Origin of the sequence: Paenibacillus sp. FSL H7-0716, assembly GCF_038002705.1 — a bacterium.
Lineage (GTDB): Bacteria > Bacillota > Bacilli > Paenibacillales > Paenibacillaceae > Paenibacillus_AQ > Paenibacillus_AQ odorifer.
In genome coordinates this window covers 58,136-83,445 of record NZ_JBBODA010000022.1, presented here as the reverse complement: position 1 = coordinate 83,445, position 25,310 = coordinate 58,136, and the positions used below count along the sequence as shown (strand labels likewise).

General features: G+C 44.3%; 26 protein-coding genes, 1 riboswitch and 1 other annotated feature. Of the genes, 18 read left to right on the top strand and 8 right to left on the bottom strand.

Annotated elements, in window-relative coordinates; genetic code table 11:
* Window positions 1-144: 144 nt before the first annotated feature.
* Complete coding sequence (locus MHH60_RS23560) at window positions 145-555, top strand: O-methyltransferase (RefSeq protein ID WP_076134179.1); 411 nt, start codon at window positions 145-147, stop codon at window positions 553-555.
* Between the two features lie 153 nt (window positions 556-708).
* On the opposite strand, the gene MHH60_RS23555 is transcribed toward MHH60_RS23560, so the two are convergent.
* Window positions 709-939: an alpha/beta-type small acid-soluble spore protein gene (locus MHH60_RS23555; RefSeq protein ID WP_036685295.1), complete on the bottom strand. Its 231-nt coding sequence runs from the start codon at window positions 937-939 to the stop codon at window positions 709-711.
* Window positions 940-1,140: 201 nt separating this feature from the next.
* The gene (locus MHH60_RS23550; protein ID WP_036685293.1) at window positions 1,141-2,115 is read right to left on the bottom strand and encodes an aldose 1-epimerase; all 975 of its coding nucleotides are present in this window, start codon (window positions 2,113-2,115) and stop codon (window positions 1,141-1,143) included.
* A 134-nt stretch (window positions 2,116-2,249) separates the two neighbouring features.
* Window positions 2,250-2,489: a binding site (T-box leader), on the top strand.
* A 63-nt stretch (window positions 2,490-2,552) separates the two neighbouring features.
* Here MHH60_RS23550 and trpS point away from each other — a divergent pair.
* Window positions 2,553-3,539 (top strand): tryptophan--tRNA ligase, encoded by a 987-nt coding sequence (gene trpS / locus MHH60_RS23545; protein ID WP_036685592.1) that lies wholly within the window; start codon window positions 2,553-2,555, stop codon window positions 3,537-3,539.
* Between the two features lies 1 nt (window position 3,540).
* Here the strand turns inward: trpS and MHH60_RS23540 are convergent, their stop codons facing one another.
* Both MHH60_RS23540 and MHH60_RS23535 read right to left on the bottom strand, forming a co-directional pair.
* Window positions 3,541-3,729, bottom strand: coding sequence for a hypothetical protein (locus MHH60_RS23540; RefSeq protein WP_076134180.1), 189 nt, complete (start codon window positions 3,727-3,729; stop codon window positions 3,541-3,543).
* A gap of 105 nt (window positions 3,730-3,834) precedes the next feature.
* Complete coding sequence (locus tag MHH60_RS23535) at window positions 3,835-4,836, bottom strand: metal-dependent hydrolase (protein WP_036685288.1); 1,002 nt, start codon at window positions 4,834-4,836, stop codon at window positions 3,835-3,837.
* A gap of 232 nt (window positions 4,837-5,068) precedes the next feature.
* Between MHH60_RS23535 and cyoE the strand changes: the two genes are divergently transcribed.
* Together cyoE and MHH60_RS23525 are read left to right on the top strand one after the other, a co-directional pair.
* Window positions 5,069-6,001, top strand: a complete 933-nt coding sequence (gene cyoE, locus MHH60_RS23530) for a heme o synthase (protein WP_036685285.1) — start codon at window positions 5,069-5,071, stop codon at window positions 5,999-6,001.
* Window positions 6,002-6,024: 23 nt separating this feature from the next.
* Window positions 6,025-6,642, top strand: coding sequence for an SCO family protein (locus MHH60_RS23525; RefSeq protein WP_111506403.1), 618 nt, complete (start codon window positions 6,025-6,027; stop codon window positions 6,640-6,642).
* 94 nt (window positions 6,643-6,736) lie between these two features.
* Here the strand turns inward: MHH60_RS23525 and MHH60_RS23520 are convergent, their stop codons facing one another.
* Both MHH60_RS23520 and MHH60_RS23515 read right to left on the bottom strand, forming a co-directional pair.
* On the bottom strand, window positions 6,737-7,084 hold the full coding sequence (locus tag MHH60_RS23520; protein WP_036685586.1) for a DNA primase: 348 nt from the start codon (window positions 7,082-7,084) through the stop codon (window positions 6,737-6,739).
* 133 nt (window positions 7,085-7,217) lie between these two features.
* The gene (locus MHH60_RS23515) at window positions 7,218-8,405 is read right to left on the bottom strand and encodes an MFS transporter (RefSeq protein ID WP_076134260.1); all 1,188 of its coding nucleotides are present in this window, start codon (window positions 8,403-8,405) and stop codon (window positions 7,218-7,220) included.
* Between the two features lie 269 nt (window positions 8,406-8,674).
* Between MHH60_RS23515 and MHH60_RS23510 the strand changes: the two genes are divergently transcribed.
* The 13 genes from MHH60_RS23510 to MHH60_RS23450 all read left to right on the top strand — a co-directional run bounded on the left by MHH60_RS23510 (window position 8,675) and on the right by MHH60_RS23450 (window position 23,088).
* The gene (locus MHH60_RS23510; protein ID WP_036685280.1) at window positions 8,675-9,112 is read left to right on the top strand and encodes a hypothetical protein; all 438 of its coding nucleotides are present in this window, start codon (window positions 8,675-8,677) and stop codon (window positions 9,110-9,112) included.
* Between the two features lie 63 nt (window positions 9,113-9,175).
* On the top strand, window positions 9,176-10,321 hold the full coding sequence (locus tag MHH60_RS23505) for a transglutaminase domain-containing protein (protein ID WP_076134181.1): 1,146 nt from the start codon (window positions 9,176-9,178) through the stop codon (window positions 10,319-10,321).
* 173 nt (window positions 10,322-10,494) lie between these two features.
* Window positions 10,495-12,570: a peptidoglycan D,D-transpeptidase FtsI family protein gene (locus tag MHH60_RS23500; protein WP_256715075.1), complete on the top strand. Its 2,076-nt coding sequence runs from the start codon at window positions 10,495-10,497 to the stop codon at window positions 12,568-12,570.
* A gap of 31 nt (window positions 12,571-12,601) precedes the next feature.
* Window positions 12,602-14,707, top strand: a complete 2,106-nt coding sequence (locus tag MHH60_RS23495) for a peptidoglycan D,D-transpeptidase FtsI family protein (RefSeq protein ID WP_036685271.1) — start codon at window positions 12,602-12,604, stop codon at window positions 14,705-14,707.
* 75 nt (window positions 14,708-14,782) lie between these two features.
* On the top strand, window positions 14,783-15,550 hold the full coding sequence (locus MHH60_RS23490) for a Cof-type HAD-IIB family hydrolase (protein ID WP_036685270.1): 768 nt from the start codon (window positions 14,783-14,785) through the stop codon (window positions 15,548-15,550).
* 58 nt (window positions 15,551-15,608) lie between these two features.
* Window positions 15,609-16,094: a DUF456 domain-containing protein gene (locus MHH60_RS23485; RefSeq protein ID WP_038573189.1), complete on the top strand. Its 486-nt coding sequence runs from the start codon at window positions 15,609-15,611 to the stop codon at window positions 16,092-16,094.
* A 26-nt stretch (window positions 16,095-16,120) separates the two neighbouring features.
* Complete coding sequence (locus MHH60_RS23480) at window positions 16,121-17,749, top strand: putative polysaccharide biosynthesis protein (RefSeq protein ID WP_076134183.1); 1,629 nt, start codon at window positions 16,121-16,123, stop codon at window positions 17,747-17,749.
* 78 nt (window positions 17,750-17,827) lie between these two features.
* A complete protein-coding gene (locus tag MHH60_RS23475) occupies window positions 17,828-18,172 on the top strand; it encodes a thioredoxin family protein (protein WP_036685265.1) in 345 nt (114 codons plus the stop codon).
* A gap of 93 nt (window positions 18,173-18,265) precedes the next feature.
* The gene (locus MHH60_RS23470; RefSeq protein WP_370511475.1) at window positions 18,266-19,258 is read left to right on the top strand and encodes a COX15/CtaA family protein; all 993 of its coding nucleotides are present in this window, start codon (window positions 18,266-18,268) and stop codon (window positions 19,256-19,258) included.
* Between the two features lie 155 nt (window positions 19,259-19,413).
* Window positions 19,414-20,148, top strand: a complete 735-nt coding sequence (locus MHH60_RS23465; protein WP_036685261.1) for a Cthe_2314 family HEPN domain-containing protein — start codon at window positions 19,414-19,416, stop codon at window positions 20,146-20,148.
* A gap of 102 nt (window positions 20,149-20,250) precedes the next feature.
* Window positions 20,251-20,386, top strand: a riboswitch (SAM riboswitch).
* Window positions 20,387-20,488: 102 nt separating this feature from the next.
* Window positions 20,489-21,505 carry a methionine ABC transporter ATP-binding protein gene (locus tag MHH60_RS23460; protein WP_076134185.1) on the top strand — a complete coding sequence of 339 codons (1,017 nt, stop codon included), beginning with the start codon at window positions 20,489-20,491 and terminating at the stop codon, window positions 21,503-21,505.
* A gap of 29 nt (window positions 21,506-21,534) precedes the next feature.
* Window positions 21,535-22,164 carry a methionine ABC transporter permease gene (locus MHH60_RS23455; protein WP_370510542.1) on the top strand — a complete coding sequence of 210 codons (630 nt, stop codon included), beginning with the start codon at window positions 21,535-21,537 and terminating at the stop codon, window positions 22,162-22,164.
* Between the two features lie 57 nt (window positions 22,165-22,221).
* Window positions 22,222-23,088 carry a MetQ/NlpA family ABC transporter substrate-binding protein gene (locus tag MHH60_RS23450; RefSeq protein WP_036685252.1) on the top strand — a complete coding sequence of 289 codons (867 nt, stop codon included), beginning with the start codon at window positions 22,222-22,224 and terminating at the stop codon, window positions 23,086-23,088.
* Window positions 23,089-23,246: 158 nt separating this feature from the next.
* On the opposite strand, the gene MHH60_RS23445 is transcribed toward MHH60_RS23450, so the two are convergent.
* Window positions 23,247-23,495 carry a NifU family protein gene (locus MHH60_RS23445; protein ID WP_036685249.1) on the bottom strand — a complete coding sequence of 83 codons (249 nt, stop codon included), beginning with the start codon at window positions 23,493-23,495 and terminating at the stop codon, window positions 23,247-23,249.
* Window positions 23,496-23,576: 81 nt separating this feature from the next.
* Between MHH60_RS23445 and MHH60_RS23440 the strand changes: the two genes are divergently transcribed.
* Window positions 23,577-23,831 (top strand): YuzB family protein, encoded by a 255-nt coding sequence (locus MHH60_RS23440; RefSeq protein ID WP_036685247.1) that lies wholly within the window; start codon window positions 23,577-23,579, stop codon window positions 23,829-23,831.
* Between the two features lie 411 nt (window positions 23,832-24,242).
* On the opposite strand, the gene MHH60_RS23435 is transcribed toward MHH60_RS23440, so the two are convergent.
* Window positions 24,243-25,304 (bottom strand): NAD(P)/FAD-dependent oxidoreductase, encoded by a 1,062-nt coding sequence (locus MHH60_RS23435; RefSeq protein WP_076134187.1) that lies wholly within the window; start codon window positions 25,302-25,304, stop codon window positions 24,243-24,245.
* Window positions 25,305-25,310: the final 6 nt, after the last annotated feature.

Sequence of the window (25,310 nt, the reverse complement as noted above, 5' to 3'; positions counted from 1 at the left end):
ATAATGAGCCTTGAGCCTTATAAAAGGCTTGCAAGGAAGACTAATGAGCTCAGCTCAAAAAGCTTAAGTAAGCGCTTACTAAGCCGATTTTGTACGAAGTAAACTCGAAGTAGCTAAGCCCACAAAACTTTTAGGAGGAAAGATATGCTTAAGACAGAACAGCTATCATTAGCAAGACAAATGGATTTGGTGTTTAGGGAACTGCAAGAGGAATTGTCAGGACTATCTTCCGGTACGGTATTTGTGCAAATACGCAATAATACCATTGGCAAATTCGGCATACGTCACCATCCTTTAGCCGGTCGGGGGGGTGGATTCACAGAAGTGAAGGAAGGAATATCGGAGAGCCAGCAGTCTTCTTTTCGTCTAATGGCACTGGAGAGTCTGAAATACAAACGCCGTTGGACTCATGGTGAGATCAGCTATGAGTTCGCTATAAGACAGGGCAAGCTAATCGTAGATGCTACGCTGGAGTCTAATTATAATATGGCGAATCTGATGATTCGATCTCCCCGTAATGCTTACGCCGAGAGTGCTGATCAATTTTTAAGTTAAACGTTTTACATAAAAATTACTTGCAGCTGGGACTATAGGCTATAAATTAGAAAAACCCCCCACAACTTCTAGAAGAAGTGTGAGAGGTTTGAAAGCTAGTCGGCAATAGGCTTTTTAAGACCTCTGCCGGATAAAACACTTAAGATAACGATGTTACTGACGACCGGACAGTTGTTGTTCTGCCAGTTGTACTAGACGTTTAGTGATGTAACCTCCCAAAGAACCAGTTTCGCGGGAAGTGTAGTTCCCGTAATAACCGTCAGCTGGGATCGTTACTCCAAGCTCTTGTGCTGCTTCATATTTCAATTGTTGCAACGCTGCATTTGCTTGAGGAACTACAAGGTTATTGGAACGGCTGCTACGACCTTGACCTGCTTGACCCATGTGTGTCACCTCCTTCGCCCGTTGTGAAGATAGTATGAGCGCTAAGAGGCTAATTCATGCATGCTATCGAAAGGTTTTAAGGATGGTAATTATTAGTCGATTAAAAGTAAGGGTAGAAAGCCTAAATAACTAAGCTCGCACAAAAAATCGGCCTTCTCTTACGTAAACGCAAGGGAAGACCGATATAATGTTATATCTGCTTTAATTCTCGGGATAGATCATTTCCAGCATAGTGGACAGCTCAAGACTTTGACCTGGTTCTACCTTCAGCAAGCCCGTGAAGGAAGGGTCATCGGAAACGTTAGGAGCATCCGGGAGCCAGGTGTAAGGTTCGATGCACAGAAATTGATCGGCCGGCCCTTTGGTATACAGGACCCAGTGGCGGAAATGATTCTCGTCAGCTGTATAACGAAGACCATAACCATCATCGCGTAATAACAATGCTTCTACGGGCTGCTTGTCACCAATACGCAGAGCAGTATCAAAATTAGTTCCCTGGAGGTTGATTCCAGAATTTAGAGAATCTAGATCACCAAGTGGAATTAGATTGCCACTAGGGAGCAATTCATCGTTTAGTTCATAAATGCTGTTTACGGGCAGCTTGAGATTCCAGCGTTCAGGTTCTCCATCGATCATAAACCAGGTGTGATAACCGATCCCAAAGGGAATACGATGATCGCCGAGATTTGTAACCTTTAAAGTCTGGCTGAGCCGGGAATCCTGAAGCCTGAATGTCATTTCGAATTTGAGTGGAATGGGAAATTGCTCCATCCAGTGCGGATCATCTTCAGTAAGGAATTCAGTAGTGACTGCACAACCGTCCTCGTCTTCTTCAATATCGCTGACACACCAGGATTGAGTCCGGTGTAGGCCATGGATATGATTGTCACCTGCGGTATTCTGGTCAAATTGATAACTTGTACCCTCGAATTGAAATTTTCCTTTACGAATTCTTCCGGGTGGAATTAAGAGCGGGATGCCAAAATGGTAAGGTTTTTGCATAAAGAAAGCTTGATCGCTTTCATCAGGCCGCCGCAGAATTTCCCGTTGTTCCTTTACATCAAACAATGAAATCACGTTGTTTCCTAGTCGCGGCAAAAGCGTGACTTCCAGTTCGCGGCTGTGCAAAATATAAGTATCATAACCGCCCCACTGCCCTTTGGTCACCTGTTTCATGAGATATGCTCCTTTATCGTAACTGTAATCGAATAGAACATGGATAACCTTATCATAACAGATTTATGCGGAAGTGGTTAAGTGATTTGACAACTTCTCTTTATGGTTCTATGATGAAGGCATTAAATTATGATGAGAATGTGATGACGGGGACAAGTAGACAGGAAATGCACCTTCAGAAAGCCGGTGGTTGATGCGAACCGGTAGGACACTCCTGATGAATGGACCCCTGAGCGCCGCGCTTGAACGGGAGCAAGATGCCCTAGTAGACCGGCCGGATCTTCCCCGTTAACGGAAGACTAAGGCTGTTTCCTTTTGACTATACAAAGGTTAAGCAGCGAATAAGGGTGGCACCACGGTCTCACGTCCCTTGCGGATGAGGCTTTTTTTGCGTTCTCGGAAATCGGAAATTACATCTAACGGAGGTCTATATTATGTTGAAAAAAGTAATGTCAGGCATACAGCCGAGCGGTTCTCTAACTTTGGGTAACTATATTGGAGCACTGAAAAATTTTGTGAAGCTGCAAGACGATCATCAATGTTTCTTTATGGTTGTCGATATGCATGCGATCACCGTTGCTCAAGATCCTGCGGCACTGCGTGAGCAGTCTGAAGCTGTAGCTGCACTCTTTATCGCGGCAGGAATTGATCCTGTGCGTTCGAATGTATATATGCAGTCCCATGTGCCTCAGCATGCGGAATTGGGCTGGATCATGACTACGCTAACGGCAATGGGCGAGCTTGAGCGTATGACACAGTTCAAAGATAAATCATCAGGTAAGGATTCGGTTGGCGCGGGCCTATTCGTATATCCTTCTTTAATGGCAGCAGATATTCTTGTTTATAATGCGGATCTTGTGCCAGTAGGTGAAGATCAGAAGCAGCACTTGGAGTTGACCCGTGATTTAGCTGGCCGTTTCAATAACCGTTTTGGCGAATTCTTTACGATTCCTGAACCGTATATCCCTGAAGTGGGCGCACGCATTATGTCTTTGGATGATGGCACTAAAAAAATGAGCAAGAGCAGCCCGAATGCAGGCAGCTATATTGCCCTGTTGGATTCGCCGGATGTGATCCGTAAAAAAATCAGCCGCGCAACGACTGATTCTGGACGTGAAGTGATCTTTGATCCGGCTAACAAGCCAGAGATTAGTAACTTGATGAGTATTTACTCGGAATGTTCTGGAATGTCCCTCCAGCAAATTGCCGATCGTTATGAGGGACAAATGTATGGTGGCTTTAAGAAGGATCTTGGGGAAGTGGTTGTATCCACACTTGAGCCTTTGCAACAAAGATATCATGAAATTCGCAGTTCAGGTGCGATCACTGATATTCTTGCCGAAGGTGCTGAACGTGCGCGTATTGTTGCAGCTGAGACATTGAATGGCGTAAAAGAGCGAATGGGCTTTCTACCAGCTCGTTAATCTAATCAGAGCTTAAGCTTTCCTGTTTGCGTCTAATTCTGGCTTTGAGGATAAATCCCCAGCCAATATTCAATACGCAGAGAAAACCAAGCAGAAGTGCCAGCCAGAAGCTATAGCTGATCGCGATTGAAGCGGCAGTGAGAATAAGAATAGAAGAACAAGCGAACCAAAGTGAGAGTCCTTTACTCATTAAGAGCCTTCCTTTCCGTGTCTGCTAAAATGAATCCCGGAGTATTATAAAATACTCCGGGATTTTTTGTGATTATAGAATAGATCTCTCAGTAAGTCTACAGTTTCATCGTAAAGAACCAGGGTCGATGGAAAATCGTTTGTCGAGCTTATCACTGCTAAGCCAGCCTACATAAGTATTTAAAGGTTTATATTGGTTATCCATAACTAATACAGCCACAAAAGGGTATTGTTTGCGGTGTAAATAACGAACGTCTCCCCAGCGCACCATATATCCTGAAGGAAGCTCCTCCACTTCGGCAACCGCATAAGAGGTGAAATATAGAAAGGACTGAATATCTGGGTGCGACTTGGATATTTCCACAGCCGGATGATTCGAGCAGACCGCATGTTTGAACCATTCCAGACGGTTGTTCAGTAGCTGCCCAACGTCATAGCTGCCGTCTTTTTTCACTTTAACTACGTTCCAGCGTTTAAGTGAAATTGTAGGGATTACAATATAACGTTCGCCAGCATTATGGTGTATATCTTTAAGCTTGATGTTTCGTGTAAGGCGGGCATGAACAATCGTTCTCCAAATATAATAAAGAATGGTACAGGCGTAAAGCGTAATAAATAAAGGTTTGGGCGGCACAATCCCAGTGATCCAGAGTAGAATAGCTGCGATATGGCTGCCAAAAATAAATGGATCGAAAATGTGGATGATATTCCAGGCAATCCATTTCTCAGTAAATGGACGGGCGGCCTGGGTTCCATAGGTGTTAAACAGATCAGAGAAGACATGCACGCCTACGCCTATGAAACCCCAGAGTGCAACATGGCTTAAAGCCGCCAAATCAGTAAATCCAAACAGAGGCCCTAAGACTAGGGCAATCAGAGCGGGCCACAAAATTAGAAAAGGTAAGGAGTGTGTGATTCCCCGGTGATTACGAATATATATTGCATTGTCCTTTAGTCTTAATGCGGTATCGGCATCAGGAGCCTGTGAGCCTAAAATCGTAGCCAGCATAACGGCCCCGGCCAGTTTAGGGTCAGAAGCAACGACAGGATCTACGAATGAAAGTCCGGCTAGCCCTATGCCCATAACTAAATGTGTAGCGGTGTCCATTGGTCAGTTCTCCTTTGTTGTTCGGAAGTACATTATTAATAATTACCCAAATACAGCTTAGGTTATTAACGGGCTGAAAATAAATATCGTCACGTAATTGTCAAATTCATGAACATACTGTGCCATGACTGTCAAAGTCTCTTCGGGTTTGATATGATAAAGTTAACAGCGAAGTCTATTTAGTGCTTCGGCTAGAACGTTAGAAGTTCGTTTAGAAGGAGGATCATTTGGTGTGGATAATCATATAACATTTCAAGCTTCTTCCGATTCTGCAGCTATGTCTGCAAAATCTCCACCGGAAGGTGCAAGTTGGCGTGATTTCATTACCGTAACAAAACCCGGTATTATCCGATCTAACCTCATCGCTGCCTTTGCAGGATATTGGCTGGCTTCAGGTTGGGATGTTCAATACGGCAGATTAGTTCTGACTCTGCTCGGTACAATGCTGGTTATGGCTTCGGCCTGTGTTTTTAATAACTATTTCGACCGTGACCTGGACATGAAGATGGAAAGAACGCGCGATCGGGGGCTTCCTACAGGACGACTGAAACCCAAAACCGTATTGCTGTATGCTATTGGGCTTGGAATTGCGGGCTTGATTGTGCTGTTTGCTTTTTCCGGAGTTTTAGCCGGTCTGTTCGGGATTGTAGGGATGTTCGTTTACGTTGTAGTATACACCCTTTGGTTGAAACGGACATCAACATGGAGCACTTCAGTAGGTGCGATCTCTGGAGCTATGCCACCGGTAATTGGCTACGTTGCAGTTACGGGAACAGTTGATCTAGGGGCTTGGTTGATGTTTGCGATGTTGTTTCTGTGGCAACCTCCCCATTTCTGGGCGCTCGGGATTAGACGTAAAGAAGAATATAGAGCCGCTGGATTTCCGCTGCTGCCTGTAGTCAAAGGAACACGTCGTACGAAGTTTCAAATGATTCCTTATGTAGCACTGTTGCTGCCTATTCCAGTGTTAATGTACGCCTACGACTATGCGGGTATTTTTTATCTGGTGATTTCAACAGCGCTGTCCCTGGCCTGGTTAATCATAACCTTGATGGGCTTTGCAGCAAAAGATGACGAAGTCTGGGCGAAGAAGAACTTCCTCTTCTCCATTAACTACCTAACGGTAAGTTTGATCGTACTTGTATTGAATACGATTCACGGTTAAGAAGAGGGAGGGTATTATTGTCCGTGCAGACCTTTAAGCGTTATAAATGGACCTGGATTCTACTATTGCTTGCTTTGGTAATGGCTGGTTATCTGGCAGTTAATTCTTTGAATTTAGGAAAAGAAAAACTGCCGGTAATCGGAGAAGTGCAGGACTTTTCACTTGAAAATGTGGATGGAGACCAGATTACTCTGGCTGATACACAAGGTAAGGCACGGCTGGTATACTTTTTTTTCACGCAATGTCCGGATGTATGTCCTATAACTACGTTCCTGTTATCTCAGACGCAGAAAATTCTGGTCGACGATGGCAGCTTTGGAAAAGATACGGCCTTCGTCTCCATTTCTTTTGATCCAGAGAATGATACGCGTGAAGCCATTAAAGGCTTTGCGGACCGTTTCCAGGCAGATTATAAGGGTTGGTACTTCTTACGGGGGGATCAGGAAGTGATTCGTAAGCTGGCAACTGATTCTTTTAAAGTACTAATTGCAGGGAATAGTAAAGAAAATTTCGTACATGCCAATCGCATAGCATTGGTTGATCGGGACAATCGTCTCCGTGCATTGTATGACGCAGGGGATACGGATAACATAACGCCTGAATTTCTTGCCGATAGGCTGAATGAATTGGCTCGTGAATAGCATAACCGCATAACAGAAACGCCTTTTTCGAATCCCATTTATTAAGGGGGGAACGAAAAAGGCGTTTTTAATTTCTTAGGTAATATATCGCGAATCAAAAAGGAATGGGTTCAGGGTAAATGATGAACTCTTCCAGACCCGCTTTTTCAAGCTGATTAATATTGTATTCATCTGGAGTGCCTTCCACTCCGGCATAACCTCGGCGCGTATAGATGTGACCAGCATCGGGAAAGGCATCGCGGAGAATCCCGCGTATTTTTTTGCCTGAACTGTCGTTATCCATATAAAGATATACTTCTCCATCTCCTACTTTTTGTCGCAGGGACTCGAGTTTGAGCGTATTTAATGTACCAAAGGTACAGAGGATTTCGACTTCCGGTACCAGCACGCGTCGTAATCTGCTGCGATCGTTTTTGCCTTCGACAATAATCGTAATGGACATTTGCTGACAATCACCTCCGGAAATGAAGCCTGAACTTACAGACTCATTATAGTTTACCGAAGGAGGAGCAGTTTTAACAACTGTTTCTACAGGAAAATCTTCATTCCCCGGGAAATGTCGTAAAAACAATAAATCATGCGGCCCGCCCATTCCATTTGGAAGAGTAGGAGGACAGCTTGGTTGAATTTTTTGGCGGAAGCAGTAATAGTGCAACCATCAGCAATAGAAAGGCAATGAAATAAGGCGAAACAACGGCTCTTAATTGTCCTGCGGCCACAGGCCCTGCGAATGCGCCTAGTGACATGGCTATCGACTGCATGGAGAAGGTGCGTCCCATACGTCCTGGTCCACCTAGACTAATAAAGAGCGATGCCATTGCAGGAAATAATATTCCTTTGGCTGCACCCAGCATAAAGAGAATAACGGAAGCGGGAATGCTGTGAAGTGAGGCGAGCGCAAAAAAACAAAGGGCCATTCCTAACAAGGCCACGGCTATTCTTCCTCCTGGGGAAAAGCGGTTCAGGAAGAATAAACTGAGTGTTACCAAAGCTCCTAAGCTAAGGAGCGATAAAAGAATGCCTGTGGAAACAATGCTATTACTTCCGGTCTGAGATAGAGGAAGCTCAAAGAATAGAACCCCTTGTGAACAAGAAACGAAAAAAGGCAGCAGATAATAACGTTTGGAAACTGGATTGGCATCGGATATAGGGAGCGAAGGAAGATCCTGTTTTTTTAAAGGAGGTGCTGCAGAGTTTACAGGGCGTACTAAACGCCGGGCAGGCGCCGGTACACTGAAAAAAGCCATGATGCCTGTAGCGATAAGCAGCCATCCCAATGTGGTGAAGGTGCCGGAATAGCCAGCTTTAGCTACGATAAAGGCCCCCGCTGCTGGGGATACCACTGAAGCTAAGGTATGAACGATACCATGTCCGGACATATATTTCCCCTGCTCAGTAGCATCAGATGATAATGAAGCCAGCAAGGTCATGCACGCCGGAGAGAGAAAGGCGAGCGCGAACCCGCTTGCTGCTCGTAGCATCAGCAAATGCCACGGAAGCTGAGCGTGAGCCTGCAGCAATAGAATGGCTCCCGCACTAACAAGGCTAAAGACGATGTAGCGGCGGCTGCCATTACGATCGACGAGTACGCCTGCGAGCAAATTGCCAGGAAGATGGGTCAACGAATACATGCCCATCATCCAGCCAATAAAGGCGGGTCCCGCACCAAGAGAGATGGCAAAGGGCGTTAGAATAGGATACTGTGCATGTAAATCAAAAAACGCCAGAAAAAGAAACAGGTACAGCCACAGCGCAGTTTTCACAGGAAACACCTCCGAGAGCCACCTACAATAAAGGTTAATGCAGGAAGGCGTATTATAAGAAGATCAAATTTAAGCAACTACTTGTACTTTACGTGGGACAGAGAGGGCTTATACCGCATTTTTAATTCCTATAAGCAGGTATACCTTTCTCTGGCTGTGGAACCATGAATTATGATGGGCATTCATGTATAATAATTAATATTGGCGTCATGTCTGTGGAGGAGATAATCCTTAGGACGAAACTAGGTGATAGGGGTGTTGTGAGGTTGATGGATCCAGAGGTGTGGTCACAGTTTATTAGAGAGAATTGGTTAGTTATTGTTATTGCGCTTGTTCTGTTGTTCGCGGTTGTTAATTTGGTCAAAACGATGTTGAAATGGGCGATTGTCATTATTATCGTTGTAGGTCTATTCATCTATAGTGGTGTGACAATGGACCAAATTGGTAACGCTGTGAATAAGGTGGCAGATGGAACGGTAAGTACGCTGAAGAAGGAAGCACAAGAGGTTATGCTTAAAGAGGCGCAGGATGCGAAGTACACTTCAAATGGTGACGGAACATTTACGATCACAACTCCGAATATTGAAGTGAAAGGTACGACTGGCGAAGATAAGGTAGAGGTTACTTTCCGCGGAGTTAGTCTTGGGAAGTGGAGTATTACTGATACCACACAAACATTTATCGAGGAAGCTCGGAAACATCAATAAACGGCCTCAGTTTAAATCATTATCAAAAACAAGCAAGCGGGCGACTGAAAGGGGAGATTGGATATGATAAACGGTTGGTTGACTAGTCTGAGTGATGCAAATATCATCTCCATCGCCCTCCTGCTGGTAGTAGTCTTTTCACTATTGCAAGGCTGGAGCAGAGGGTTCTCAAGTGCTACCGGAAGATTATTCGGTCTGTTGGGAACAGGACTGTTTACAATAGCTTCTTTGGTGCTGGCCATTCCTGCTGCGGCTTATCTCAACCCTCATGTTCAGACTTGGGCAGCAGGAATAAGTCTGCCTGATAAACAGCTGACCCAGTGGCAGCAAATTTATTATACGGCTGTGTCTGTGCTGGCGGAATCGCCGCTGGTGCGGTTTCTATTGTTGTTATTGCTCTCTTATATCTTAATTCGCATGCTTCTGGGATTGTTGTCTATGCTGCTCCCGTTCCACCAGCTACGGCGCACCAAGACATTTAAGGACAGAAAGATTACGCAAGTAAGCCGTATGGGTGGAGCTATCATAGGATTAATTATAGGCTTGACTCGTGGTTTAATTATTGTGCTCGCTCTTTTCATTTGTGTTGGCCTAAATCCAGAAAGTCAATTTAGCCGTTATGTGGAATCTTCTCCGATCTACAGTCAAAGCGCTGCCGCTGTATTTGAACCCTTTGTTGGGGAGACCGTGCAGAAAAAGCTGCCTATTCTGACGAAGACCGTTGCAGCTGAGATGAATGATATCCTGCGCAGAAAATATGAAGTTATCGATCATGATATCCCACAAGATATTGTGGGTGCGGCTGAAGATATTATTGGACAAGCGCAAGGAGACGAGAAGAAAGCCAGATTACTGTATGAATGGGTAGGAACAAGAGTAACTTATGATTACGCCAAAGCGGAAAATTATGAAAAGAATAGAATTTGGCATGAACAGACCCCACAGGATACCTTCGACACACGCATAGGGGTATGTATTGATTATGCCCGTCTTTACGCTGTAATGGCCCGCTCCCAAGGATTGCAGGTGCGCGTTGTAACGGGTCAAGGCTATGATGGTAGAGGCGGGTATGGCGCACATGCCTGGAATGAAGTTTATATAAGTGACCGGCAAGCTTGGATTCCACTGGATCCCACTTGGGCGAGTAGTGGAGATTGGTTTAATCCGAAGGATTTTGACGATACGCATATTAGGGAGAACGCACTCTGAGTGAGGGCGCCGCACTCCTTCCGTGTGGTACAATAAACTCATACCAACCGCTCTAACACAAATGCGAGTGCAATGCTCACAATCAGCTTCTTAGAAATCACCTTCATTATAAGAGCAATGTCGCTGGCTAAGGCAAATCAGACATTATTTTTATATAGAAGGGAAGAAAGCTGGTGAGCTTTGGGAAGCAGCTCCCGCCTGCGGACGGGAAATCTTCGAAACATTCTGTAGGTCTGAGATTGAATCTGTTTTTCTTTGGCACTTTTTTTATTTTTTGTATCATTATTGTGCGTCTTGCAGGTTTGCAGTTTACTGAGGGAGCTTTGCTGACAGAAGAAGAGATCAAACGGGATACGAAGTTTGTTCCGCTGGCAGCCATGCGAGGGATTATTTTTGCTGCCGGGGGTGAGCAGATAGCCTATTCTACACCTGTTGAGTCGCTCTATCTTACCCTAAATAAGGAATATACAGCTAAAACTACTGATAAAGTAACGGGTGAAACCTCACTAACGGAAAAAGCGAAAAATAAGTCCAATGACCTTGCAGCAAGATTAGTAGCGGAGTTTGAGAAATATGGAAGTGCAGATGCCCCTAAGTTAACGCAGCAGGACGTGCTGGATTTACTTGATCTGGACTTTAAAAAGTACCTAGGTTATGTACCGCGTCGTATAAAAGCAGGGCTAACTTCAGAAGAAATAGCTTATTTCATGGAACATAAGGATGAATATCCAGGTATTACCATTTTGGAAGAAAGTGTACGCCACTACGATAAAGATACGGTAGCTGTGCAGACGGTGGGTTTTGGCAAACCTTTTAAATCAACCGAAGACATAGCGATGTACAAAAATATTCGTAGTGCAATGAAAGACAATTCTTCACCGGGACTTATGTATAAAACGGAAGAATATGTGGGGTTTGATGGTCTGGAAATGCAGTATCAACGCGAACTGCGCGGAGAAAATGGTTATCAGGTCATTTCGGTCACTCCTCAAAATATGGCGGAGAAGGTAGAACAGACCGTTCCCCCTGTAAAAGGCAATAACATTTGGATGACTATTAATAAGAATGTTCAGATGAAGACTGAACAGGCCATATTAGATCAGATTAAATGGCTGCACACCAATGCTGTTCAAGGCGAAACTCATCCAGATGCTTTAACAGGTTATGCAGTAGCAATGGAAGTAGAGACTGGTAATATTGTCGCTATGGCGAGTATGCCGGATTACGATTCGAATGTATGGACAAAGGACTCGTTGCCTACATCCGTCTGGAATAAAATTATGAACAATCATCTGAATGGTACAATTACCTCGAATTCTTCCGGGAGATCGGGTCATGATTTTAGCTCTCTTGTATTCATGGGATCGACCATCAAACCGTTAAGTGTATTAATTGGTCTAAATGAAGGTTTTTTTAGCACCTCGAGCACCTATCCAGATGTGGGGATTACCTATTTCGGTAAGGATGATAAATCATCGGTTAGAAATTCATCAGGTCACGTCTATGGAAAACTGTATCCGGCTGATGCTATCAAGCAATCCTCTAACGTATTTATGGTGGATATGGTCGGAAAGCAACTTTATAAGAAATACCTGGGGAATAAAGGCGTAGAGGTCTGGGACCAATATATGAAAAAGTTCGGACTGGGTGTGTCAACACAAAGTGGTCTTCCCGGTGAATCACCAGGTCAGATTAACTATACAGATTTCAAGGCTGCAGGGAGCTCGCAGGCCGCGCTCGTCTACGCATCTTTTGGCCAGCAAGGCAGTTATACTACATTACAGCTTGCCCAGTATGCTACTACACTTGCAAATGAAGGTGTGCGAATTAAACCACAGCTTATAAGTAAGATTACGGATGCGCAAGGTAAGGTGGTTAAGGAATTTAAAAAAGAAGTGCTTAATAAAGTAACCTTTGATAAATCGTTCTGGAGAGAAATCAAACAGGGAATGAGCAGTAAAGTTAGTGCTTTTGACGATTTTCCTTATGATTTTTCCCGTAAGACAGGAACCTCTGAAAAAACGGACAGAAAAAATATAAACCGTGATAACGGGGTTTTTATTGCCTTTGCTCCACGTGAGAATCCGAAGCTGGCTGTAGCGGTTGTGATTCCGGAGGGCGGCTTTGGCTCAAATAGTGCAGCTCCGGTTGCCCGTAAGATTTTTGATGCTTATGATTGGGAATATGGGCTGGATGGGGTTCCAAAGAAGAATATTCCTCCTGTGGCAGATCCCGTTCAAGAACAATAAGCTTAAATTAGAGAAAAAGGAGAGACAAACTGTGAGTTTTTTCCGTAAGCAGGCCTCACCTCCTGACGAGACCAGCAGCAAAAGTTCCATCGGCCTGCGACTCAACGTGTTTTTCTTTAGCACGTTCGTTATATTTTGCGTAATCATCATCCGACTAGCTGTTCTGCAATTCGTGGAAGGTCCAACTTTAACTGAGGTAGAGACGAGTAGAGATACTAAAAATGTACCGTTAGCTTCCATGAGAGGGGTTATATACGCTGCAGGCGGTGAGAAGCTAGCTTATTCCACTCCTGTTCAATCGCTGTATATCACACTCAATAAAGAGTATACGGCTAAGGAAACAGATAAAGACACCGGTAAAACAACGCTGACCCCAGAGGCTAAGGTCAAGTCTGATGCCTTGGCAGCCAAGCTGGTAGCTGATTTCAATAAATATGGTGATCCAAATGCAGAGAAGATGACGGAGAAAGATGTAATTGATGCGTTGGATTTATATTTTCGTAAATCACTTGGCTTTATGGCACGGCGAATTAAGGCTGATCTGACTACTGAAGAAGTAGCTTATTTCATGGAACATAAAGGAGAATATCCGGGGCTTGAGATTGTCGAGGAGAGCATTCGTCATTACGATAAAGATACGGTTGCTGTACAGACGATTGGATATATCAAACCCTTCAAATCCGCGAACAGTCTTAATATTTATAAAAACATTCTTAGTGCTATGAAAAACAATCCGGAGCCAGGGCTAACGTATAAGGATGATGAATTTGTTGGATTCGATGGGCTGGAGCTGAAATATCAGCGTGAGCTTCGCGGGCAAAACGGATATCAGGAAATTTCCGTCAATCCACAGAATATGGCGGAGAAAATTGAGCGTGTCGTTCCGCCTGTCAAAGGAAATGACATCTGGACAACGATTAATAAGAATGTTCAGATGAAGACAGAACAGGCGATAACAGATCAGCTCAAATGGTTGCACTCTAATACCGTACAAGGCAGAACGCATCCGAATGCTTTAACGGGATATGCAGTAGCGATGGAAGTAGATACTGGTAATATTGTCGCTATGGCGAGTATGCCTGATTATGATACGAATGTTTGGACATCAGGTTCTTTGTCTTCAGATGTCTGGAACAGTATTATGGATAATTATCAGAACGGAACGATCACTCCTATTTCTTCGGGAACCTCAGGGAACGGACTAAGATCTGTACTGCTTCTAGGTTCAACGATTAAACCTTTGAGTGTACTCGTGGGTCTGAATGAAGGGTTGTTTTCAACTTCTTCTTATTATCAGGATAAAGGTTTTGCGACTTTTGGTAAGTCTGGGCATGAAACGAAGGTAAGAAACTCTTCTAACCACGTATATGGTTCTTTGGATCCTGCTAGAGCCATTGAGAAATCCTCGAATGCATTTATGGTCGATATGGTCGGTAAAAGATTGTATGACAAATATAAAAGCAAGGGGATAGACATCTGGGATGTCTATATGAAAGAGTTCGGCCTTGGTGTATCTACGGGAATTGACCTGCCTAATGAATTCTTGGGTCAAAGAAACTATACCAATATAGAAGCTGCTGGTAGTGCGCAGTCCGCACTGGTCTATGCCTCTTTCGGACAACAAGGAAGTTATACAGTAATGCAGCTTGCACAGTATGTTACTACACTTGCTAATGAAGGACAGCGGATTAAACCTCAACTGGTTAGCAAGATTACTGACGCAGATGGAAATATAATCAAAGAGTTTAAACGTGAGGTGCTTGATGAAGTAACAAACTTCGATAAGTCCTACTGGAATGAAATTAAGCAGGGGATGCGAAGTGAAGTTAGTGCTTTTTCTGATTTCCCTTATGACTTTGCACGTAAGACGGGAACCTCTCAGCAAGTAGCTAAGGGTGAAATTCGCGATAATGGGGTATTTATTGCATATGCTCCACGTAATAATCCTAAGTTGGCTGTGGCGGTTGTAATCCCTGAAGGTGGCTTTGGTTCACAAAGTGCGGCACCAGTCGCACGTAAAATATTTGATGCCTATGATTGGGAATATGGGCTTGATGGAGTTCCAAAGAAAAGTCTCCAGTCTGGCAATAATACTAATGATAATGCGAAGGAGGGAGAGACTACAGGTACCGAGTAACTCTGACCCTATGGCTAAGATTTAAAAAATAAACAGCTTCTCAATAGAGAGCATACAAGAATGGAGGGGTGGCAAATGATTGCCAAATACCGCCTGCTTGCATTGGATATGGATGGAACCCTACTGAATGATGAACAGATAATTACACCCACAACGGTGGAATGGATTCAAAAGGCGGTCAACGCAGGCGTTCATGTCTGTCTGTCGACAGGCCGAGCATTTGTAAGTGCCTTACCCTATGCAGAGCAGCTAGGTCTAGAGACACCGATGATCACTGTGAACGGCAGTGAGGTATGGAGAGCGCCACATGAAATATACCGGAGATCACTAATGGATCCCAAGCTGGTACAAGAAATGTATGATCTTGCAAAAGCAGATGACATCTGGTTCTGGGCTTATTCTCTGGACGAAGTTCTTAAACAGGATAACTGGGATGGGGATGTTACGGGTAGAGAATGGCTTAAGTTCGGTTATCACACTGAAGATGATGAGCTTCGTCATAAGCTGTTGCTTCGTCTTCAAGATATGGGTGGACTGGAGATTACGAACTCTTCTCCGCACAATCTGGAGATTAATCCTCTAGGCGTGAATAAGGCAGCAGGAATAAAGGAAGTCTGCAAGCTGCTGGGAATAGAAATGTCGCAAGTTGTAGCTGTGGGCGACAGCCTTAACGATCTGGCGGCGATCCAGCAGGCTGGGCTTGGCGTTGCCATGGGCAATGCGCAAAAGACGGTTAAACAAGAGGCTGATGTTGTGGTTGCGACCAATAATCAAGACGGGATTGCTGAGGTCATCCAAAAGTATATCTTTACCGAAGCTGCAGCCTCTGTAGGCAGCAAATAATAAAAGCAGTACTGCGAAGTGAATCCATGGAGCATTATGCTAGTAGGAGGTTAAGGAATTGACGATCCTGGGTTGGATTCTTATCATTGTTTTGTTTGCTGTAGGATTGGCAGGGGCTGTGTATCCTATACTGCCGGGTGCGTTAGCGATCTATCTTGCCTTTTTTGTATACGGCTGGTTCTTTTCTTTTGAGCCCTTTGGGGTTTGGTTCTGGATTATTCAAACACTGATCGTTGTAGTTCTGTTTGTTGCTGATTATGTTGTAGGAGCGTGGGGTGTCAAAAAATTTGGCGGCTCACGTTCATCGATTATCGGGAGCACGATCGGGCTGATCTTAGGACCTTTTGTTATTCCAGCTTTTGGTCTTATCATTGGACCATTTCTAGGGGCTTTTATTGGAGAATTGATTGTGGGATCTTCCCCGTCTAAAGCTGCTAAGGTAAGTGTTGGCTCCATACTCGGCTTATTTAGCAGTACCTTGGTCAAAATCGTATTGCAGGTAATTATGGTCGTCCTCTTTTTTATATGGGTCGCCCGGTTTTAATTTAACAGTGAAGAAGGGGAAAGAGTTTGTCCAAGAAAGAGTCTTTTGTTAAAGGCACGCTTATCCTTGCTGCTGCAGCTTTGGTGGCAAGGGTACTCGGGCTTGTCCAGCGGGTGCCGCTGGACCATATCTTTGACGGTGTGGGGAGAGCATCGTTTGGAGTTTCTAACAATATCTATTTAATGCTTCTAACCGTAGCCACCGCTGGGATTCCAAGTACACTCAGCAAAATGGTCTCTGAACGATACGCCTTGAATCGTCCTGAAGAGGCGAGACAAGTGTATCATGCTGCACTGCTGTTTTCAGTGGCTGCAGGGGTGTTTATGACTGTCTTGCTGTACATAGGGGCTCCATTTTATGCAACTCATATTGCTGATGTCCCTGAATCGGCGATGGCGATAAAAGCTATTGCGCCTGCGCTGCTGCTTTTTCCGGCAATAGCGATGATGCGTGGATATTTTCAAGGCCGCAACAATATGATGGCAGGTGGGATTTCTCAGATTGTGGAGCAATTCGCTCGCGTACTGACTGCTATTTTGCTGGCTTATATTTTATTACATCAAGGTTATAGCAACACTACAATTGCTGCGGGAGCATCTTTTGGTAGCGTGATTGGTAGTATCGCGGCGTTTGGCGTAATGATTTATTTTGCAGTCAAACTTCGCCGTGAGGACAAGCAATTAGGGTTGAATTATGATGCTGCTCAAAAATTACCGATTTGGGGTATCTACAAGGATATTTTTACACTGTCTATTCCTATTGTGCTCTCTTCCCTTACGATTCCGGTTGTGAATGTAATTGACACTTCTCTTACGGTACGATTATTGATTGATCAAATAGGTAGGGAGAGTGCCACTTCAGCGCTGGGTATTTTATCCAATCGAGCGCAGAGTGTAGCGGGCATTCCACCTGTTCTAGCTATCGCACTTGGAACTTCATTGATTCCGATCATTTCGGCTGCCTATGCCCGCCGTGATGAGGGGCATTTGAAAAAGCAGATAACGCTCGCTTTGCGGATTTCTATTTTGACAGGGATGCCGATTGTATTGGCGCTTGTAGCAGCTGCTTATTCTGTAAATGGATTATTGTTCGCCAGTTTAGATGGCAGTGGTATCGTAGCCATGCTTACTTTAGGAACGATCTTTCAGATTACGATGATGACAACGAACTCTATTTTGTTAGGTATGGGCAAATCGCGAATTTCCATGTATTATGTGTTAGCGGGTATTATTGTAAAATTAGTGGCAAGCTTATTACTTAGTAAGGTGTTTGGCATCTACGGAATCATCGGTGCAACAGCACTTTGTTTCGTGGTCATTACTTTGCTTAACTTACGTATGCTGAAATCGATTGTGCCTTTTGAAATTATGGGCAAACGATGGGGCGGTTTCGTGATTGCGGTACTTGTGTCCGGCGGGATTGGTTATGGCTTGAATGAGGCTGGGATTCTGTTAACAGATCTGATGCCTGCACGTTTGGCGTTTCTGATCACTTGTCTTGTTGTAGGAGCCGCTGTTGTTGTTATTTATCTAGTACTGCTTATTGTGCTGGGCGTGCTGACTAAACAGGAAATCTCCAGTTATCCGCGGGCGCTGCAAAAATTATTGAATCCGCTGATGAAGTTACAGCCTGCACGTGTTCGTATGAGAGAATAGGTTTGACTTCTACCCTGCATTTTGCTTCACTTAAAGAGTAGAAAATAGACAGATATTGAAGAAGGGACTGAGTAAATCATGGACAAAATTAGTTCTCCTGCTGAATTTCAGGTAGCCATTCAATCACCTCGATTAACAGTGGCCATCTTCAAGGCTGACTGGTGCTCGGATTGCAAATTTATCGATCCTTTTATCCCAGAGGTAGAGCAGGCTTATGCAGACCGCCTTACACTGGTTGAGGTAGATGTTGATGCCGTGGGCGATGTTAGCCAAGAACAAAATATTATGGGTATTCCAAGCTTCGTCGCATATTCGGATGGACGGGAATTGGTTAGATTCGTTAATAAATTGCGCAAATCCCGTGAAGAGATTGAGAATTTCCTTGATAAAGCGGTCCAAGTGCATCAAAGCCTTCAAAAGTAATTCCTAAGGAACCACCGCTTTCGCCTGTTTGTGCAAAAGCGGTGGTTTTTTGAAATATAAGTCTGGCTGCTTCTTCATTACTAAAAACTGCGGGTGATATTTTTGACGACAAATCAGTTGAAATGGCTTAGTTATCTTACTTGCCTTATCATGTTCCTCGCTGTACTCGGAGGAGCGGTAGTGACGAAGACTGGATCGGGCTTGGAATGCGGAAATGAATGGCCGCTCTGTCATGGGAAATTAATTCCGGCTTATACTATAGGCTCGATGATTGAATACACCCATCGCTTGTTTAGCGGTTTGGCGGGGTTATTCTCACTTGCCTCGATGTTTGCTTTTTGGCGTTATGCCCGTACTCGGCGCGATTTGCTGGGATATGCATTTATGACTTTATTATTCGTCATCGTTCAAGGTGGTATGGGAGCGCTTGCAGTAATTAAATCCCAATCCGCCGCTGTAATGGCGCTGCATATGGGTTTTTCTTTGATCGCCTTTTCGAGCGCTATGATGTTGGCTCTTGGAACCAAGAGATGGCATGAAGCACGCGAATATGATCATAAGCTGGAAGCTCAAAAGAAGCCTGTAAGTAAGGCTTTTCGCAATTTAACCTGTTTTACTGCCATCTATTCTTATATTGTCGTGTATATTGGAGCTTTTGTAAGTCATACGGATTCACAAGGCGGGTGTTCGGGTTGGCCGCTTTGTAATGGAGAATGGGTTCCAGAGCTTTCCGGAGGTGTGGGTGTTGTTTTTATGCATCGGATTGCGGCTTTGATCTTATTCATGCTTACGGCGCTGCTTGGGCATTTAGCATTTTGGAAACATAAGGATTATCCAGAGCTTAGAGCGCTAGGTGTAGCTGCAGTGCTGTTATGCTTGATGCAGGTATTTAGTGGGGCGGCTGTGGTTTACACCTTAGATAATGAAAGATTGTACATATTTGCCGCTTTGGCTCATATTTTGCTGATTGCCAGTTTGTTTGGTGTCTTATGTTATATGAGTGTAAGAGTCTGGCAGTTAAATCGCGCGAGTAGTGTCGTGTCTGGAAAAAATGTAACGAACCCAATGATTCCACCGCCTTGGTAGAACATTCCCTCCGTGGATAGAGGTGCTTCACCCGCGGAATAATAAAGTGGAAATCGGTATATCGTGGAGCTGATTGGCCGATGCTTACGTCGCGAGTTTTGTACGAAGCAGTCCATGGAAGCAGACGCTGAACAAAACTTTAGGAGGACTGGGATATGCTGCGGGTATTACTTGGAGAGCCGCCTCGAAAGAACAGTGGTGTGTTGGCTGATGCGATGGAGAATATGGCCACTTTTGCAGCATTGCTGCGCAAGGAAATGAGTGCCCATGAGGATAATGACCATGAATACCGCAAGCTGGAGATTTGGACACGTGGGCTGATTTCCTCTCTGGATGAACTGGAGCAAAGTTGGTTCGCGGCCGCTTTTTACCGGAAATTAGTGATTGCGGGTTATATGGATGATATGACACCGGTGGAACAGGGCGATTATGCACGTTATGTTTATTTTTATAAAGATGGCTTTATCCGGGTTTTCTCTCTCCTGGACAAGCTTGGGACGGTACTGAATCATTTTTATGATCTCAAAACATCCAAATTAAAAACGCATTTTTCTTACTTTACAGTGCTGCGTCAGCTTCAATTATTGAATGTGCATCCTGCATTAGCGGATCAACTGGAGCAGATTAAGAACTCCTACCGCGATCCATTGGAGAATTTACGCAAGCGCAGAAATGCTGAAATTCATTATATGAATTCCGAAATGCAAGATGATCTGTGGCAGCGGCACCAGGGTTTGCATGACAAAATTCAGCTCGAGGATCTGGATAGCCATCTTGAGGATTTAAAACAATCGCTCGAAATGAACTGTAAGACATTAATTGCGGCATTCAGCTACAGCAATGAACAGCTGCGTAAGGAAATAAGCAAGGCAAAGAGCATAAAATCGTAATCGTTCAATATATTTCCTTTTGACAAAAATCGATAAACTCACTATACTTATGCTTGCATTAAAGTATGTACGATTTCAGAAAAAATATAATTTCATAACTTTATCTTATCGAGAGCGGCGGAGGGATAGGCCCGATGAAGCCCGGCAACCGATTTGTATCCAGCGCGTGAAGCGTTGTACAAATGTCATGGTGCTAATTCCTACAATGGCGCAGGTTGCGGTCGTTGGCAGATGAGAAGGCATTGTCTTAATAAACCCACAGAGCCTCTTGCGATCTGCATCGATCGTTGGAGGTTTTTTTGTATAGAATAAGTGAAGTATAAAGGGGGGGCGACGAGAGTTGATTAATCTAAAAGGGATAACAAAGGTTTATGGAAAAGGGAGTAATGCGGCAACAGCACTTTCTGGATTAAATCTGTCCATCGAGAAAGGTGAAATATTCGGAGTCATCGGCCACTCTGGAGCCGGGAAAAGTACATTGATCCGTTGCATTAATCTGTTGGAACGTCCGACAGAAGGAGAGGTCTGGGTAGACGGTGTTGAGCTAACCAGTCTTAACCAAGGTCAGCTGCAGGAACAGCGGCGCAAGATTGGGATGATTTTTCAACATTTCAATTTGCTGTCTTCGGCGACCGTATACGATAATATTGCCTTTCCACTGCGCCTTGCAGGTACATCTAGAACAGCTATTGATACAAAAGTGAAAGATCTGCTCGCTCTAGTTGGGCTTGAAGAACATAAAGATAAGTATCCTTCTCAGTTATCTGGAGGACAAAAGCAGCGGGTCGGCATCGCCCGGGCGCTAGCCAGTGACCCTGATGTACTGCTGTGTGACGAGGCCACTTCTGCGCTTGATCCTCAGACAACGGACTCCATTCTTAAGCTGCTGCTCGATATTAATAAAAGATTCCATTTGACCATTGTGCTGATCACACATGAAATGCATGTAATCCAGAGCATCTGCGACCGTGTCGCGGTCATTCATGGTGGTGGGATTGTTGAGCAAGGCAAAGTTACAGAGGTATTTCTCAAGCCGCAGCATGAGGTTACACGCGATTTCATCCGCAGTGAGACACAGAATGAAGGACCTCTTCGAGTGGCGCTTGATGCTGCTGCCGGGGATAACTCTCAAGCTGTCAAAATTACTTTTTTCGGAGAAAAAACTTACGGCTCGGCACTATCCGATGTCGTACGTGATACGGGTGTAAGCTTTGCAATCTTACATGGTACCATCTCAACGATTAAAGATGTGCCTTATGGACAGATGATTGTGCGGTTTGAAGGGCCAGGTGAGGCGATTGCTGTAACGATCTCCAGACTAATTGCTCAAGGCCTTGATGTGGAGGTGATTTCGTAATGAATTTTGCAGATCTAAATTGGCAAGAAATGATGGATGCTACGGTTGCTACTATAAAAATGATATTTTTTTCCGGATTGTTCACAATTATTCTTGGTTTACCACTCGGAATTCTATTGTATTTATGGGGGAAATCGAATAGTATAGTAATCAGAGTAACTTACTCGGTCTTATCATTACTTGTAAATATTCTACGTTCCGTACCCTTTATCATTTTGATGGTGGCTCTAATTCCTTTCAGCAAAGCCGTTGTTGGAACCTCCATTGGTGTACTCGGTACGATTCCACCTCTGGTGATTGGTGCAGCTCCGTTTTTTGCCCGCTTGGTAGAGACGTCGTTAAGAGAGGTAGACCGCGGAGTCATCGAAGCCGCACAGGGTATGGGAGCATCGACGAACCAAATTGTTATGCGTGTTCTTTTGCCAGAAGCTCGTCCAGGTCTGCTAGCTGGAGTTACGATCACACTGGTTACACTGGTTTCCTATACAGCAATGGCTGGCATGGTTGGGGGCGGCGGATTAGGTGACTTGGCGATTCGTTATGGTTACCACCGCTATGAGACGGAGATTATGATTGTTTCTATAATATTTATTGTCGTACTGGTGCAATTGCTACAAATGGCCGGTGACCGACTCGTAAAACATTACACACGGAAATAAGGTACATCCATATATATCCTTATTCAATACAAAATATAGACTAGAGGGGGATTTACAATGAAAAAAGTACTACTTACATTTTTTAGCCTGACACTGGTTGCGGTGCTTGCGGCTTGCGGTAACAACAATGCATCTAATAATGCTGGGAGCTCGGCTGCTACAACAGCACCAAACGCAGAAGCAACAAGTGAACCTACTAAAGATCCTGTGAAACTGGTCATTGGTGCCTCACCTGTGCCTCATGCTGAAATTTTGAAGGCTATTGCTCCATTGCTTGAAAAAGATGGAATTACACTTGAAATCAAAGAATTCACTGACTATATCCAACCTAATGTGCAGCTTGATGAGAAGGAGTTAGACGCTAACTTTTTCCAACACCAACCGTATCTGGATGACCAAAACAAAAATAATAAAACAGATCTGGTCTCCGTTGCATCCGTTCACGTTGAGCCTTTTGGAGCTTATTCCAAAAAAATCAAATCGATCGATGAGTTGGCTGATGGTGCAAAAGTTGCCATTCCGAACGATGCTACTAACGGTGGCCGTGCACTAATCCTACTTGCAAAAAATGGTCTGATTACCTTGAAAGATGATACAAACATTGCTGCAACGAAAGCAGATATCACTGAAAACAAGAAAAACCTCGACATCATTGAGTTGGAAGCAGCAATGCTCCCACGTCAACTGGATGAGGTAGATCTTGCTTTGATCAACACGAACTTTGCACTAGATGCTGGTCTTGTGCCAACTAAAGATGCACTGTTCATCGAGGGTGTAGATTCCCCTTATGCTAACATTTTGGTAACCCGTCAAGACAATAAAGATTCCGAAGCCATCAAAAAGCTGGTTGCTGCCCTGAATTCTCCAGAAGCTAAAGCTTTCATTGAAGAAAAGTACGAAGGTGCGATCATTCCAGCGTTTTAAGGAATTAAGCTAAATTTGTCTATAGTCATAACAAGAACCCGCAGCCAAGTTGGCTTGCGGGTTTTATGTTCTAAGGTTGTGAGAGAATGTTAAATCCTCTATAATAAGAAAATCCCGATCTCCTTTACAGGAGGATCGGGAGGGTTATTGAACGGGATTTAGAATACTTGAACTACTTCTTCAACGCCTTCTACTTCTTCAAGGAGGGCGCGTTCAATCCCGGCTTTCAAGGTGATCGTGGAGCTTGGGCAGCTGCCGCAGGCACCCATAAGTTTCAACTTAACGATGCCGTCTTCTACATCGACCAGTTCTACGTCACCGCCATCGCGCTGCAGGAACGGACGAAGCTTATCCAGCACTTCTAGTACTTCATCATACATTTCGGTGCTTTGTGCATTCTCACTCATTTCTCAATCACTCCTTTCGTAAGTTCATTATAGTACAAAAAGTTAAAAAATAAAATGGTTAGGCGGAATAGGGAGATCATCATGAGACCAATTATTGAATTTTGTTCCAGCAACATGGGTCACGGAACAGACAAGCTAATGCATAAGCTGGAGGAAAATCCGGATTATGATGTCATTGAATACGGATGTCTGAACAATTGTGGAGAGTGTTATTTAATGCCTTTCGCCATGGTTGAAGGTGACATTATTGCAGCAGACACTGTTGCAGAGCTAGAAGAGAAAATTGAAGCCAAGATCAAAGAGCTTGAGGCTTGGTTTAATATAGATCTTGACTAAATTTCTCGAGAAAAAAAGAGGGAGCACTCCATAATCTAAATTATGGAGTGCTCCCTCTTTTTGGAACCTTGCTTGAACAAAATCCACCAATTTGATCGATTAGGCAACATATTGGAGAGTGCAGGTGCTACCGTGAAGGTGCCACCGGACTCAGGTGACCTTATATTGAGTGTCTTCCTACATTTGGATAGCTATCGGACCCCATAGTCATTATTCACCTGAAAAGCAGCATAAATGAACCTCATTATAAGCAATAACTTCACTGGAGACCGAAACTCTCATCCAAAGGCTAAAAATTTGCGAATAAGGTCATCTGAGTCCGCAGGGTATACGCACCAATAACGTAAGAAAAGCTACTCTCGCGTTTATCTGAGAGTAGCTACCTTGAATACTTATGAACCAGCCTTAGGCTTATCCTAAAGTGCGTTTCGACATCCAGAGCACTCCGCTCTTGAGGATGCGGGGAACCCGTCCTTTGACGGAGCGTTGTCCCATAAGTCCGAATCCTGCTTTTTTGCCTAGTGATCCTAAAGTACCCTTCAGGCGAATAGGATGAAGCTTAGGAGTCTCTCCGCGCCAGGTCGCTTGAATAACCTGAGCTACCTGCTCACCCTGTGCTCCAGCGGCTTGTGCGCTTGGTGCGAATGGCAGACTGGCACAGTCACCAATCACATATACCTCAGGATAATCCGGTATACGATAATACTCATCCAGCATAATCCGTCCACCGCGGTCCTTCGACACATTCAAATCTTGAACTACTTTTACAGGTTGAATCCCTGCGGTCCATACTGTCACATCTGAAAGGATTTCCTCGTTACCGTTAAAAATCGAATCCTTCTCTACATGAGATACAGAGATTCGTCCCAGCGTTTGCACCTGATGGTGATGAAACCATTCCTCTACGTACTGTGACAGCTTTGCCGGAAAGGCAGACAAAACACGTTCACCGCGATCCAGAATAGCAATGTTAAGGTCTGGACGGCTCTCCCGAAGCTCTGCGGCTAATTCAACACCGCTTAATCCTCCACCTACAATGTTTATCGTTCCGTAAGGCTTCACATCATTTAAACGGCGGTAGGTTTCCCGAGTACCAGCAAAGGTCTGGATGCTGCAGGTATATTGATCAGCACCAGGGATGTTGTGGTAATTATCGGTACAGCCAAGAGCAATGGCTAGGAGATCATAAGATACAATCTCACCGGATTCCATACTGACTATTTTGCTCTCCAAATCAATGGAACTCACTTCACCGTACCGGACAGTAAGCCGGGGGTGAACCGGAAAATGAATGCGCAGGTGATAATCAGTTACGGTACCTGCGGCGAGCGCATAATATTCCGTTTTGATTCCTTGATAAGGCATTCGGTCAATTAAGATAATTTCAACATCATGAGGAAGATGATTATTGAGTAATTCTTGAATTAAGGCTAGGCCGCCGTAGCCACCGCCAAGAACGAGTATTGTTCTCATGCTGAC

What these genes read in the sequence shown, in the direction of transcription:
- MHH60_RS23560 (WP_076134179.1), top strand. Translation starts at nt 145, where the DNA reads ATGCTTAAGACAGAACAGCTATCATTAGCAAGACAAATGGATTTGGTG.
- MHH60_RS23555 (WP_036685295.1), bottom strand. Translation starts at nt 939, where the DNA reads ATGGGTCAAGCAGGTCAAGGTCGTAGCAGCCGTTCCAATAACCTTGTA.
- MHH60_RS23550 (WP_036685293.1), bottom strand. Translation starts at nt 2,115, where the DNA reads ATGAAACAGGTGACCAAAGGGCAGTGGGGCGGTTATGATACTTATATT.
- MHH60_RS23540 (WP_076134180.1), bottom strand. Translation starts at nt 3,729, where the DNA reads ATGAGTAAAGGACTCTCACTTTGGTTCGCTTGTTCTTCTATTCTTATT.
- MHH60_RS23535 (WP_036685288.1), bottom strand. Translation starts at nt 4,836, where the DNA reads ATGGACACCGCTACACATTTAGTTATGGGCATAGGGCTAGCCGGACTT.
- MHH60_RS23520 (WP_036685586.1), bottom strand. Translation starts at nt 7,084, where the DNA reads ATGTCCATTACGATTATTGTCGAAGGCAAAAACGATCGCAGCAGATTA.
- MHH60_RS23510 (WP_036685280.1), top strand. Translation starts at nt 8,675, where the DNA reads ATGGATCCAGAGGTGTGGTCACAGTTTATTAGAGAGAATTGGTTAGTT.
- MHH60_RS23505 (WP_076134181.1), top strand. Translation starts at nt 9,176, where the DNA reads ATGATAAACGGTTGGTTGACTAGTCTGAGTGATGCAAATATCATCTCC.
- MHH60_RS23490 (WP_036685270.1), top strand. Translation starts at nt 14,783, where the DNA reads ATGATTGCCAAATACCGCCTGCTTGCATTGGATATGGATGGAACCCTA.
- MHH60_RS23475 (WP_036685265.1), top strand. Translation starts at nt 17,828, where the DNA reads ATGGACAAAATTAGTTCTCCTGCTGAATTTCAGGTAGCCATTCAATCA.
- MHH60_RS23465 (WP_036685261.1), top strand. Translation starts at nt 19,414, where the DNA reads ATGCTGCGGGTATTACTTGGAGAGCCGCCTCGAAAGAACAGTGGTGTG.
- MHH60_RS23455 (WP_370510542.1), top strand. Translation starts at nt 21,535, where the DNA reads ATGATGGATGCTACGGTTGCTACTATAAAAATGATATTTTTTTCCGGA.
- MHH60_RS23450 (WP_036685252.1), top strand. Translation starts at nt 22,222, where the DNA reads ATGAAAAAAGTACTACTTACATTTTTTAGCCTGACACTGGTTGCGGTG.
- MHH60_RS23445 (WP_036685249.1), bottom strand. Translation starts at nt 23,495, where the DNA reads ATGAGTGAGAATGCACAAAGCACCGAAATGTATGATGAAGTACTAGAA.
- MHH60_RS23440 (WP_036685247.1), top strand. Translation starts at nt 23,577, where the DNA reads ATGAGACCAATTATTGAATTTTGTTCCAGCAACATGGGTCACGGAACA.
- MHH60_RS23435 (WP_076134187.1), bottom strand. Translation starts at nt 25,304, where the DNA reads ATGAGAACAATACTCGTTCTTGGCGGTGGCTACGGCGGCCTAGCCTTA.